Source organism: Gemmatimonadota bacterium, from assembly GCA_016714015.1.
In the GTDB taxonomy this organism is placed as follows: domain Bacteria; phylum Gemmatimonadota; class Gemmatimonadetes; order Gemmatimonadales; family Gemmatimonadaceae; genus Pseudogemmatithrix.
The window spans coordinates 628,819-641,447 of the sequence record JADJNZ010000004.1 but is presented as its reverse complement, the minus strand read 5'-3'; the positions used below and the strand labels follow the sequence as shown (position 1 = coordinate 641,447).

Sequence of the window (12,629 nt, the reverse complement as noted above, 5' to 3'; positions counted from 1 at the left end):
CCATGAAAGTCGACCTCACCGGCAAAGTCGCCCTCGTCACCGGCTCCACCCGCGGCATCGGCCGCGCCATCGCGGCGGAGCTGGTCGGCTGCGGCGCGAAGGTCGCGGTGGTCGGGCGTGACCTTGCCAAGGCCGAGCAGGTGGCCGAGCAGCTCGGCGAGGCGCGCGGCTTCGCGTGCGACATCAGCGTGCCGGCGGATGTCACGATGCTCGTCCAGACCGTGGAGGACGCGTTCGGCTCGTGCGACATCCTCGTGAACAACGCGGGCATCACGAAGGACAACCTGATGCTGCGGATGAAGGACGAGGACTGGGACGCGGTGCTGGACACGAACCTGCGGTCGGCGTTCATCGCGATCCGGGCGGTCCAGCGCGGGATGATGAAGCGGCGCTGGGGCCGGATCATCAACATCGCGTCGGTGGTGGGGCTGATCGGGAACAAGGGGCAGGCGAACTACGCCGCCTCGAAGGCCGGACTGATCGGGCTGAGCAAGTCGGTGGCGAAGGAGCTGTCGAGCCGGAACATCCTCTGCAACGTGGTGGCGCCGGGGTTCATCAAGACGGACATGACCGACGCGATGACGGAGGAGGCGGTGAAGGCGCTCTCGGCGCAGATCCCGCTCGAGCGGTTCGGAACTCCCGAGGACATTGCGGGGTTGGTGGCGTTCCTGGCGTCGGACCGGGCTGCCTATATCACAGGACAGGTCATCGCCTGTGATGGCGGCATGGTGATGTGAGAAGGAGCGAGGAGCGAGGGGAAGGGGAAGGGGCGAGAGGAAGGGGGAGGGCCCAGCGGGAGGGCCCAGCGGGGAGGGCGGCCTCTCCCTCGAGGTTCCCCCCTCGGCCCTCCCGCTTCCCCTTGACCCTCGGTCTTTCCCCTCGCTCCTCGCTCCTTCGTCCACCTATATTTAGGCGTTGGCAATCCCACCCAATTCGGAGCGTTTTCGCATGGCCGACCATACCGCGAAGGTCAAGGACATCATCGAGAAGGAGCTGGGCGTCGAGCGTGAGAAGCTGACCGATGGCGCGAGCTTCATCGAGGACCTGGGCGCCGACTCGCTCGACATCGTCGAGCTGGTCATGGAGTTCGAGAAGGAGTTCAACATCGACATCCCCGACGAGGATGCGGAGAAGCTCCGCACGGTCGGCGACGCGATCACGTACCTGAACGCCAAGATCGGAAGCTGAGATGGGGTCCTTGAAGCGCCGGGTGGTCATCACGGGAGCCGGGTGCGTCACGTCGGTGGGCAACGACGTGGCCTCCACGTGGCAGGCGCTGCTCGACGGGAAGTCGGGCGGCGGACCGATCACGCGATTCGACGCCACGGCGTTCAAGGTGCGCTTCGCCCATGAGGTGAAGGGCTTCGACGTGACGCAGTACATGGAGAAGAAGGAAGCGAAGCGCAGCGACCTGTACACCCAGTACGCGATGGCGGCGTCGGTGCAGGCGATGCGGGACGCGGGGTTCGGCGACAAGACGGGATACGACCCGGAGCGCACGGGCGTGATCATCGGCTCGGGCATCGGCGGGATCGCGACGTTCGAGGAGCAGTGCCGGATCTGCGAGCGGGACGGCCCGAACCGGATCTCGCCGTTCTTCATCCCGATGTTCATCGGCGACATCGCGGCGGGGGTGGTGTCGATGAAGTTCGGCGCGAAGGGGCCGAACTACGCGACGCAGTCGGCGTGCGCGACGTCGGCGCACGCGATCGGGGATGCGTTCCGGATGATCGCGTACGGCGACGCGGACGTGATCATCGCCGGCGGGTCGGAGGCGGCGGTGTCGCCGGTGTCGATCGGCGGCTTCGCGAACATGCAGGCGCTGTCGACGCGGAACGAGTCGCCGGAGACGGCGTCGCGGCCGTTCGACCAGACGCGCGACGGGTTCGTGCTGGGCGAGGGGGCGGCGAGCGTCATCCTCGAGGAGTACGAGCACGCGAAGGCGCGCGGCGCCAACATCTACTGCGAGATCGTGGGCTACGGCGCGACCGGCGACGCATACCACCTCACGGGCCAGCCGGAGGACCATGAGGGGCTGCAGCGCGCGATGCGCCGCGCCCTCCAGGACGGCGGTCTCACGCCGGCGGACGTGCAGTACGTGAACGCGCACGGCACGTCCACGCCGCTGAACGACCCGAACGAGATCCGCGCGATCAAGAAGGTCTTCGGCCCGCAGGCGACGGGGCTCAACGTGAGCTCCACGAAGTCGTCCACCGGGCACATGCTCGGCGCCGCCGGCGCGGTGGAGGCGATCTTCTCGGCGATGGCGATCCGGCACGGCATCATCCCGCCGACGATCAACCTCACGACGCCGGATCCCGAGTGCGACCTGGACTGCACGGCGAACGTGCCGGTGAAGCGGGAGGTGCATGCGGTGCTCTCCAACTCCTCCGGGTTCGGCGGGCACAACGTCTCGATCGCGTTGCGACGGCTGACGGACTGACGGGATCATGGCGACCGCGCTGACGATCCCCTTCGAGCGCATCGCCGACCCCGCGGTGCGCCGTATCGCGGAGCAGGTGGCCGCGGGCACCCGCCTCACGCAGGCGGACGGTGTCACCCTCTTCGCCTCGCCGGACCTCACGGGCGTCGGCCTCCTGGCCGACGCGGTGAACCGGGCGAAGCACGGGGACGTGGTCACGTTCGCGTCCAACCAGCACATCAACCCGACGAACATCTGCACGCTGCGCACGACCTGCGTGTTCTGCGGGTATGCGCGGCTGCCCAAGGAAGCGGGCGCCTACCGCTACACGCTCGAGCAGGTGATGGCCGAGGCGCGGAGCGGCAACAACGGGATGACGCGCGAGTTCCACATCGTGGGCGGCCTCGACATGCAGGCGGGGCTGGAGTACTACACGACGATGTTCCGGGCGCTGAAGGCGGAGCTGCCGAACATCCACATCAAGGCGCTCACGGCGGTGGAGATCGCGCACATCGCGCGGATCGAGAAGCTGAGCTGGGCCGAGGTGCTGACGGCGCTGCGCGAGGCGGGGCTCGACACGATGCCCGGCGGCGGCGCGGAGACGTTCAGCGCGGCGGTGCGCGAGGAGATCGCGCGCAAGAAGCTCGGCGCCGGCGACTATGTGGGCGTGCACCGCACGGCGCACGGGCTCGGCATCCGGACCAACACCACGATGCTCTACGGGCATGTGGAGTCGTTCGCCGACCGGATGGAGCACCTGCAGATGCTGCGCGACCTCCAGGACGAGACGGGGGGCTTCCTCGCCTACATCCCGCTCGCCTACCACCCCGACGACAACGAGCTGGGGAAGAAGCTCGGGCGGCAGGGGATCGCGACGTCGGGCGTGGACGATCTGAAGAACATCGCGGTGGGACGGCTGTTCCTCGACAACGTGGCGCACGTGAAGAGCCACTGGATCATGGTGACGCCGGCGATCTCGCAGGTCGCGCTGCACTACGGGGCGAACGACCTCGAAGGGACGGTGGTGCGGGAGAAGATCTACCATGCGGTGGGGGCGCATACGCCGCAGGCGATGACGCTCGATGACCTCCTTCGGCTGATCAGGGGCGCGGGGAAGATCCCGGTGGAGCGAGATTCATTTTACCAGACCATTCGGGCGTTTGACGGGGACGGGATGAAGGCTGAAGGAGGAAGGATGAAAGATGCCGCCGCCTCTGCTTCCTCCCTCGTCGCCTAGCCCATGCGCCTCGGCCGGATCCCCTACATCAACTGCTTCCCCGTGTACGGGGCGGTGGACCGGGGGATCGTGCCGATCGATGCGGAGCTGGTGGATGGGGTGCCCACCGCGCTCAATCGCATGATGGCCGAGGGGGCGCTCGACGTGTCGGTGGTGTCGGCGGTGGAGTATGCGCGGGACAGTGCGCGGTACCTGCTGCTCCCCGACCTCGCGATCAGCTGCGACGGGCCGGTGCGGAGCGTGATGCTCTTCTCGCACCTGCCGGCCGAGCAGCTCGGGGGGAAGCGGGTGCTCGTGAGCCGCTCGTCGATGACGTCGGTGCACCTGCTGGAACTGCTCTTCGAGCATGTCTGGCATGCGCAGCCGGAGTTCGTGCCGGGCGACGCCGAGGCGGACTCGATCGGGAAGGACGACCCGTCGGAGGTCGCGGCGCGACTGGTGATCGGCGACGCGGCGCTCATGCTGCAGAGCGCGGAGCATCCGCTCGCGCAGGCGCATGGCGGGTTCTACCAGCACGTGTACGACCTGGGTGCGGAGTGGAAGGCGTGGACGGGCCTGCCGTTCGTCTTCGCGGTCTGGGTGGCGCAGCGGACGACGCCGGTGGACGAGGCGCTGCGCCTGCATGCGAAGCTCATCGCCTCGCGGGACTGGGGGCTGCAGCACCTGCCGGAACTCTCGGCGCAGGCCTCGCGCGCGACGGGGGTGCCGGTGACCGAATGCCGACACTATTTCGACGGACTCGACTGGCGGCTGGGCCTCGCCGAGCTGGAGGGGCTGACGGAGTTCTTCCGCCGGCTCGAGTTGGCGGGTCGCGTTCCGAGGGGCAAGCTGGCGTTCCTGCCCGCATCCGCCGGCAGCCGCGGGAAGTAGTTCGCTTTCATCCTTCATCATTCAGCCTTCATCCCGATGTCGTACGAGTCCGACCTCCTCGAGTACTACACCAAGGCCCCCTTGCTGGAGCTGGGCGCCGCCGCCGACACCATCCGCCGCCAGCTCCACCCGGAGCCGGTGGTCACGTACATCGTCGACCGCAACATCAACTACACGAACGTCTGCGTGGCCGACTGCGGCTTCTGCGCGTTCTATCGGCGCCCGAAGGACGGCGAAGGGTGGACGCTGAGCTACGAGCAGATCGGGCAGAAGATCGACGAGGTGAAGGCGCTGGGCGGGGTGCAGATCCTCATCCAGGGCGGCCACAACCCGTACATCCCGTTCGAGTGGTACCTCGAGCTGCTCAAGTACATCAAGCGGCATCACCCGATCCACATCCACGGCTTCTCGCCGTCGGAGGTGGACTTCTGGGCGACGCTGTACCGGATGGACGCGCGGACGGTGATCCAGGAGCTGGTGAAGGCGGGGCTCGACTCGATCCCGGGCGGCGGCGGGGAGATCCTCGTGCAGCGGGTGCGCGACATCGTGGCCAAGAAGAAGGCCGGCGCGGACCGCTGGCTGGAGATCATGGAGATGGCGCACAACGAGGGGCTCAAGACCTCGTGCACCATGATGTACGGGATCGGCGAGACGATGGCGGAGCGGGTGGAGCACCTGCTGCGGCTGAAGGCGGTGCAGGACCGCACGAAGGGGTTCACGGCGTTCATCTGCTGGCCGCTGCAGCCGGAGAACACGCCGGAGATGAGCCACATGCAGAAGACCGACGCGGTGGAGTACCTCCGCACGACGGCCTTCGCGCGGACGGTGCTCGACAGCATCCCGAACATCCAGGCGAGCTGGGTGACGATGGGGATGAAGGTGGGGCAGACGGCGCTGCACTACGGGTGCAACGACTTCGGCTCGCTGATGCTCGAGGAGAACGTGGTGTCGGCGGCGAACACGACGCACCGGACGTCGATCGAGGAGATGGAACAGTTGATCCGCGAAGCCGGTTTCACTCCCATGCGCCGTCGCCAGGACTACAGCATCATCGCCCCGGCCTCGTCGGCCGCGGCGTGAGGCGCGCGTGACCCTCGACCTCCGCGTCGGCATCGGCTACGACTCGCACCGCTTCGCCGAAGGGCATGGGGTGATCCTCGGCGGCGTGCTGATCCCGGCCGCGGTGCGGTGCACCGGGCACAGCGACGCCGATGCCGTCTGCCACGCGCTCACCGACGCGCTGCTGGGCGGCGCGGGGATCGGGGACATCGGCGAGATGTTCCCCGACACCAAGGCCGAGAACGCGGGGCGCGACAGCATCGAGATGCTCGTGCTCGCCGTGGCGCGCCTCAAGGCCGCCGGGTGGGCACCGGCGCAGGCGGACATCACGGTGATCGCGGAGACGCCGAAGATCGGACCGCACCGCCCGGCGATCCGCGAGCGGCTCGCCGCGGCGCTCGGCGTGACGCCGGACGCGGTGATGGTGAAGGGGAAGACGAACGAGGGGATGGGGTGGATCGGGCACGGCGAGGGACTCGCCTGCATCGCGGTGGCCACGCTGCAGCGCATTCGGCAGGGGTGAGGTGGAGACGCTCCTCGGCTGGCTGTCGGACGCCTCGACCGGATCGCTGTACGCGCTGATCTTCCTCGCCTCGCTCATCGAGGGCGTGGTGCCGATCATGCCGGGCGACCTCGCGGCGGCGCTGCTGGCGTTCTACGCCGCGCGCTCGGGGGGCCAGCTCGCGCCGACGATCCTCGCGGTGACGGCGGGGAGCGTGCTGGGCGCGCTCATCATGTGGTCGATCGGCCGGAAGTTCGGCGCGGAGTGGGTGGCCAAGCGGATCGGCAAGTTCAAGTTCGCGGGCGGCGAGGAGAAGATCGAGGCGGCCGAGCATCGGGTGGAGGACGCGTACCAGCAGTACGGCTGGGTGGCGCTCTTCGTGAGCCGCTTCCTCCCCGGCATCCGGGCGATCGTGCCGGCGGCGGCGGGGGCCCTCAAGATCCCGTTCTGGGAAGTGACGCTGATCTTCAGCGTGGCGTCGGGGCTCTGGTACGGCGCGATCTCGTGGATCGCGTTCCGCGTGGGCGAGGACTGGGCGGCGGTGCGGCACCAGATGGAGGTGCTCGCGCGCGACGTGGGGCTGGGCGCGGTGGCGGCGGCGATCGTGCTCGGCTACTTCGGCTGGAAGCTCTGGAAGCGGCGCCGCGCCCAGATGCAGACGCGGCAACCGCAGGACACGCAGAAGCCGCAGGACACGCAGACGCCGCAGTAGATTCCGCGCGTGAGTGATCCCGCGCCGATCGACATCGCCCGCGCGTTCCTGCTGGAGCGCTTCGACGAGTTCCTCTCGCTGGAACAGGGGAGCAGCGCGCGCACGAACGAAGCGTACGGGCGCGACCTCGCGCGCCTCGCGACGTGGGCGGTGGTGAAGGGCGTCCGCGAGCCGGCGGGACTGCTGCCGGCGCACCTGCGCGAGTACGTCTATCACCTGAAGGACCTCGGCCTGGCCCCGAGCAGCATCCGGCGCGGCATCAGCGCGGTGCGGACCTGGTACCGGTTCCTGCTGGCCGAGGGCGTGGTGACGAAGGACCCGAGCGAGCAGCTGGAGACGCCGAAGAAGTGGCGGGTGCTGCCGGAGGTGCTCACCCCCGAGGAGGTGGACCGGATCATCGGGGCGATCACGCTCGACGAGCCGCTGGCGTTCCGTGACCGGGCGATGCTGGAGCTCGCGTACGCGGCGGGGCTGCGCGTGAGCGAGTGGATCGGCATCGAGTCGAAGGACGTGCTGCTGGAGGATCTCGTCGTGCGGGTCTTCGGCAAGGGCCAGAAGGAGCGGCTGGTGCCGATCGGGCGAAAGGCGGCGGGCGCGCTGGCGATGTACGCGCGGGAGCTGCGGCCGCGGCTGGAGAAGGGAAAGGGCCAGGGCCGGCTCTTCCTGAACGCGCGCGGCGAGCCGCTGAGCCGGATGGGGGCGTGGAAGATCCTGCGGAAGTACGTGGAGATGTCGGGGGTGACGAAGCCGGTGTCCCCGCACACGCTCCGGCATTCGTTCGCCACGCACCTGCTGGAAGGCGGCGCTGATCTCAGAGCCGTGCAGGAGATGCTCGGGCATGCGGACATCTCGACGACGCAGATCTATACGCATGTGGATCGGGAGCACCTCAGGCAGGTGCACAAGCAGTTCCATCCGCGCGGGTGAGTCGGTGAACGAAGGAGCGAGGAGCGAGGGGAAGGGGAAGGGGTGAAGAGAAGGGTGAGGGGCGAGTGAGAGAGAGAAGGGGGAAGGCGCCCCGCATCCGAGAACCCCGCTGAGCCGGGCTGATGTCGATGGTCCCCGTATCCCGTCCCAGTCCCGTACCCCGTACCGCCCGTGCACCCCGCATCGGGGTTCCCTCCGTATCCCGCTCCTCCTCTACATTTCCGCGATGCTTCTCGTCATCGACAACTACGACTCCTTCACCTACAACCTCGTGCAGTACTTCGGGGAGTTGGGTGAGGATCCGCTCGTCGTCCGGAACGATGCGCTCACGTTGGACGCGATCGCCGCGCTCTCGCCCGAGGCGATCGTGCTGGGGCCGGGGCCTGGGGAGCCGGCCGATGCGGGGATCACGATTCCCGTCATCCAACGCTTCGGGGCGACCGTGCCGATCCTCGGGGTGTGCCTGGGGCATCAGGCGATCGGGGAGGCGTACGGGGGTCGCGTGATCCGCGCGCCGCGCGGGGTGATGCATGGCAAGACTTCCCGCATCCGGCATGACGCAACGGGACTGTTCGAGGGGGTGTCGAACCCGCTGGAGGTGATGCGGTACCACTCGCTGGTGGTGGAGCACGGCACGCTGCCGTCGGTGCTCGAGGCGACGGCGGTGGCGACGGACGATGCGACGGAGATCCACGCGCTCAAGCATCGCGTGCATCCGGTCCATGGCGTACAGTTCCACCCCGAGTCCATCGGCACGCCCGAGGGACGGCGGCTGCTCGAGAACTTCCTCACCCTCGCCCGGAGCTCGGCCTGATGCGCCCCATCGTCCCGCTCTCGTTCGCGCTCGCGCTCTTCCTGTTCGGTACCGCGACCGCCTGCGGTGGCGGCGATGCCGCGAGCGGCGGCGACGTCCCGTGGGTCACGCAGGTCGATTCGACCGGCGACACCGTGCGGATCCGGATCACCGGCGAGATCCCCGCGGCGAAGGTGCACACGCTCGTGTCGGCGATGGAGATCGGCGCGGAGGACGGGACGGAGGAGGAGACGTTCGGCTGGATCCCGACGATGGTGCCGGCGGCGGACGGCGGCGTGTACGTGTACGACGACCAGGCGAGCGCGATCCGGCAGTTCGATTCGAGCGGGACGTTCGTGCGGAACATCGGGCGGAAGGGCGGGGGCCCGGGGGAGTTCGGGCAGGTGAACGGGCTCACGCGGATGTACGACGGGCGCTTCCTCGTGTGGGACGCGACGGGTGGGCGGATCAACGTCTACTCCGACACCGGCGCATTCGAGACGATCTGGCGCGTGCCGTTCACGAGCCACTTCGGGCAGAACATGCTCTGGACGGATCGCGCGGGGCGCACCTACAGCTGGGCGATCCTCGAGCGCGACTCGGTGGACTTCACGAAGGGTGTGCGCGGCGTGATCGTCTACGACAGCGCGGGGACGGTACTCGACTCGGTGCCGTGGCCCAAGTGGGGCGAGGATCCGCCGTCGCTCATCGCGCGCAGCGCGGATGGCCGCAGCGCATCGGCGTACAGCTTCCCGTTCTGGCCGACGAGCGTGGCGGCGGTATCGCCGATGGGCGGGTTCGTGTCGGGGCCGGGCGATCCATACGTGCTGTACTTCACGGGGCGCGCGGGCGCGAAGCCGGTCCGCGTGGAGCGCGTGACCGCGCCAGTGCCGGTGTCGGCGACGGAGCGGAGCGAGGAGCGCGCGATGGTGGAGTTCGGGCTGCGGCGCCTCGACCCCAAGTGGACCTGGACCGTCGCGGACATCCCGGCGAACAAGCCGGCGTACGAGCAGCTCAAGATCGACCGCGACGGTCGGGTGTGGGTGGAGCTGAGCACGCCGGCGGAACCGATCCCCGAGGCGGAACGCGCGCCGGTGCGCGAAGGGGACGAGGCGCGGCCGCGGCGGTCGACGCGCACGCCGACCGTGTACGACGTGTTCTCCGCCGACGGGCGACTGCTCGGGCGCGTGGCGTTGCCGCGTCGCGTCACGCTCTACGATGCCGCGGGGGATGCGGTGTACGCGGTGCGGCGCGACTCGTCGGACGTGGAGTACGTGGTGCGCTATCGCCTGGAGCCGTCGCTGCCGCGCTGACCGGCCCGGCGTCCTGCGAGGAATGGGCGGGATCGCGCCGAGCCTGTCGGGCGGGGCCGCGGTGCATGGAGCGGGGAACGGTCGCGCCGGCGCGCCCGGGCGCGCCGCTCGAGCTGCGGGCGGTGAGTTCGAAGCCGGACACGAGGTCCGACAACTGCTCCGCCTGTGACGCCATCTCGACCGCCGCGCTCGCCGACTCCTCGGAGTTGGCCGCGACCTCCTGGGTGGTCGTGTTCATCCGGTCGATGGCGCCGTTGATCTGGTCGACGCCGAGCCGCTGCTGCGTGGCGGCCTCGGCGATGGCGGCGATGACCTCGCCGACCTTGCCGACGCGCTCGTTGATCTCGGCGAGCTGCTGCGTGACCTCGTGGTTGATGCTCACGCCGCTGTCGGCGTTCTGCACCGACTCCTCGATGAGGTTCGAGGTGTTGCGGGCGGCGTCGGCGGAGCGGATGGCGAGGTTGCGGACCTCCTCGGCCACGACGGCGAAGCCCTTGCCGGCGTCTCCGGCGCGCGCGGCCTCGACGGCGGCGTTGAGCGCGAGGAGGTTGGTCTGGAAGGCGATCTCGTCGATCGTCTTCACGATCTTCGCGGTCGCGTCGCTGGAGGCCTTGATGCGCCCGATCGCCTCGGAGAGCCGGTGCATGGAGGCGGCGCCGTTCTCGGCGCTGGCGCGGGCCTCTCCGGCGAGGTCGCGGACCTGCGCGGCGTTGGTGGCGGTGGTGCGCGTGCCGCTGGCGAGTTCGTTGAGCGAGGCCGAGACCTCTTCGAGCGCCGCGGCCTGCTGCGAGGCGCGCGAGGCGAGCGCCTCGCTGCCGGAGCCGATCTGGCCGGAGGCACTCGCGACCTGCTCGGAGGTGCTCGCGACCGCGGAGAGCGCGCCGTCGAGGTTCTCGGCGGCCATGTTCACGGCGTCCTTGATGCGCGCGTGGTCGCCCTGATAGTCGCCGTCCACGCGGGCCGTGAGGTCGCGCTGGGCGAGGCGCTCGAGCACGACCGACGCCTCGTTGATGGGCGCGAGGATCGCGTCGAGCGTGTCGTTCACGCCGGTGATGATGTCGCGGTAGTCGCCCTCGAAGCGCGACGCGTCGGCGCGGGCCTCGAGATGGCCGGCCGCGGCCTGCTCGGTGATGACGCCGAGCTCCTTGGTGAGGTCGGCGTTGACACGGACGACGGTGGCGAAGGCGCGCGAGAGCGAGTCGTGCTCGGACTTGGGCTCGACGACGATGTGCATGTTGCCGCGCGCGACCTCCTGCGACGCGGCGGTGAGGCCGCGGAGGTAGGCGAGGAGATGGCGGAGCGATCCGCTGAGCTGCGCGACCTCGTCCTCGCCCGGGACCGGCGCGACATCGGTGCGCGTGTCGCCGACGGCGAGCCGCTCGGCGAGGTGGGCGGCGTCGACGATCGGCGCGGCGAGCCTGCCGGCGATGAGGCGTGCCACCCAGGCGACGACGATGGTGACGCCGAAGGCGACGAGGATGAGGAGGTTGGCGAGGCTCGTCGCGGCCGCGAAGGCGGACCGCGACGGCTCGACGATGAGGACGCTCGCCTTGCCGTCGCCGAAGCCGGTGTAGATGCCGGGATTGTTGCCCGACGGCTGGATGGGCGCGAAGCCGGCGAGGGAGGCGGTACCGCGGAAGTCGGCGGTGGTGGAGCCGACCGCGTGGGTGCCGATGGCGTCCTTCAGTGCGGGATCGTCGAAGGCGGAGGTGAAGAGATGCGTCGGGTCGCTCGCCGCGACGATGCGTCCGTCGGCATCGAGCACGAAGGCGGCGACGGTGGTGCCGTCCTGCGACGTGCGCTCGACCATGTGGAGCGCGGCGGCGGTGAGGGCCTGCCAGTCGAGGTCGACGACCATGACGCCGGAGATGCCGGTGGCCGACTCGACCCCTTCGGCCAGGCGAACGCGGAGGGTGCCATCCGCGGTGCGCTCAGGCTCACCGACGAAGGCGGGGGCTGACGGGGCAACGGACGAAGTGAACCAGGCGCTGCCCTTGGCCGCGGCCGGATCCGCCTGACCGCTCTCGGCGATGAGGGAACCGTCGAGCCCATAGATGCGCGCCGCGTTCACGAGCCCCGAGCGGGCCCGGAAGGCGTCGAGCGTGTTGCGGGTGGCGGTCGGATCCCCGAACCCCATCGCCGCGGCGACGACCTCGCCCGTGGCCGCGCTGGCGCGCAGCTCGAGGGCCCGCTCGTAGAGGACACGGTCGAGATAGCGCGCGACCTGACCGGCAGCATCCGCCCGGGCCGCGCCCACCTGCTCGGCGACGGCGCGACGGGAGTTGCTCACGGCGAGCGCGAGCGACAGCACGAGCGGCACGAGGGCCGCGACGAGCAGCGCCGCCTGCAGCTTGCGGCTGATGGTGTTCAGGAAGCGCGACATCCCGGTCAGCGGTAGACGATGGGAAGGAGGACCACCGACTTCACCGGCTGGCCGTTGAGCTGACCCGGCTTGAAGCGGATCTCGGGGACGACACCCTTGGCGGCCTCGGCGAGCGCCGGGACGGTGCTGCTGAGGACCTGGATGGTGGCCGGATCGACCTTGCCGGTCTGGTCGACGACGAACTGGACCTGGACGGTCCCGGTGACGCCGGCGCGCTGGAGGGCGGCGGGGTAGGAGCGGGCGAGGAGCCGCGCGGTCATCTCCTGCGAGGAGAGCTTGGCGGGCGAGTCGAGCTCCGAGGGGCTATAAACGGTCGCGTCCTGAGCCTGTGCGGCCATGGGGACGATGAAGGCCAGGACGGCCAAAAGCCGCCCAAGCGACTTTCCGGTGAGGAGGGACATGACGAACTCC

13 protein-coding genes are annotated in these 12,629 nt (G+C 69.6%); 11 read left to right on the top strand and 2 right to left on the bottom strand.

The annotated features are described in order from the left end of the window. Positions 1-2 precede the first annotated feature (2 nt). The 11 genes from fabG to IPJ78_10035 all read left to right on the top strand — a co-directional run bounded on the left by fabG (position 3) and on the right by IPJ78_10035 (position 9,835). Positions 3-737 (top strand): 3-oxoacyl-[acyl-carrier-protein] reductase, encoded by a 735-nt coding sequence (fabG, locus tag IPJ78_10085; GenBank protein MBK7906898.1) that lies wholly within the window; start codon positions 3-5, stop codon positions 735-737. A gap of 211 nt (positions 738-948) precedes the next feature. Next, the gene (locus tag IPJ78_10080) at positions 949-1,188 is read left to right on the top strand and encodes an acyl carrier protein (GenBank protein ID MBK7906897.1); all 240 of its coding nucleotides are present in this window, start codon (positions 949-951) and stop codon (positions 1,186-1,188) included. A gap of 1 nt (position 1,189) precedes the next feature. After that, positions 1,190-2,443, top strand: a complete 1,254-nt coding sequence (gene fabF / locus IPJ78_10075; protein ID MBK7906896.1) for a beta-ketoacyl-ACP synthase II — start codon at positions 1,190-1,192, stop codon at positions 2,441-2,443. 7 nt (positions 2,444-2,450) lie between these two features. Next, complete coding sequence (mqnE, locus tag IPJ78_10070) at positions 2,451-3,659, top strand: aminofutalosine synthase MqnE (protein MBK7906895.1); 1,209 nt, start codon at positions 2,451-2,453, stop codon at positions 3,657-3,659. A gap of 3 nt (positions 3,660-3,662) precedes the next feature. Further along, a complete protein-coding gene (locus tag IPJ78_10065) occupies positions 3,663-4,529 on the top strand; it encodes a menaquinone biosynthesis protein (protein MBK7906894.1) in 867 nt (288 codons plus the stop codon). A gap of 36 nt (positions 4,530-4,565) precedes the next feature. After that, positions 4,566-5,609 (top strand): dehypoxanthine futalosine cyclase, encoded by a 1,044-nt coding sequence (mqnC, locus tag IPJ78_10060; protein MBK7906893.1) that lies wholly within the window; start codon positions 4,566-4,568, stop codon positions 5,607-5,609. A gap of 7 nt (positions 5,610-5,616) precedes the next feature. Beyond that, positions 5,617-6,111 (top strand): 2-C-methyl-D-erythritol 2,4-cyclodiphosphate synthase, encoded by a 495-nt coding sequence (gene ispF, locus IPJ78_10055; protein ID MBK7906892.1) that lies wholly within the window; start codon positions 5,617-5,619, stop codon positions 6,109-6,111. Position 6,112: 1 nt separating this feature from the next. After that, positions 6,113-6,802 (top strand): DedA family protein, encoded by a 690-nt coding sequence (locus IPJ78_10050; GenBank protein ID MBK7906891.1) that lies wholly within the window; start codon positions 6,113-6,115, stop codon positions 6,800-6,802. Further along, positions 6,803-7,729: a site-specific tyrosine recombinase XerD gene (gene xerD, locus IPJ78_10045; GenBank protein ID MBK7906890.1), complete on the top strand. Its 927-nt coding sequence runs from the start codon at positions 6,803-6,805 to the stop codon at positions 7,727-7,729. It begins immediately after the preceding gene. Between the two features lie 226 nt (positions 7,730-7,955). After that, positions 7,956-8,543: an aminodeoxychorismate/anthranilate synthase component II gene (locus IPJ78_10040; GenBank protein ID MBK7906889.1), complete on the top strand. Its 588-nt coding sequence runs from the start codon at positions 7,956-7,958 to the stop codon at positions 8,541-8,543. Beyond that, the gene (locus IPJ78_10035) at positions 8,543-9,835 is read left to right on the top strand and encodes a 6-bladed beta-propeller (GenBank protein ID MBK7906888.1); all 1,293 of its coding nucleotides are present in this window, start codon (positions 8,543-8,545) and stop codon (positions 9,833-9,835) included. The genes IPJ78_10040 and IPJ78_10035 overlap by 1 nt, the downstream gene beginning before the upstream one ends. Here IPJ78_10035 and IPJ78_10030 read toward each other — a convergent pair. Both IPJ78_10030 and IPJ78_10025 read right to left on the bottom strand, forming a co-directional pair. Further along, the gene (locus IPJ78_10030) at positions 9,729-12,218 is read right to left on the bottom strand and encodes a HAMP domain-containing protein (protein ID MBK7906887.1); all 2,490 of its coding nucleotides are present in this window, start codon (positions 12,216-12,218) and stop codon (positions 9,729-9,731) included. The two genes, IPJ78_10035 and IPJ78_10030, sit on opposite strands and share 107 nt — an antisense overlap. Positions 12,219-12,223: 5 nt before the next feature. Further along, positions 12,224-12,556: an energy transducer TonB gene (locus tag IPJ78_10025; protein MBK7906886.1), complete on the bottom strand. Its 333-nt coding sequence runs from the start codon at positions 12,554-12,556 to the stop codon at positions 12,224-12,226. Between the last annotated feature and the right edge of the window lie 73 nt (positions 12,557-12,629).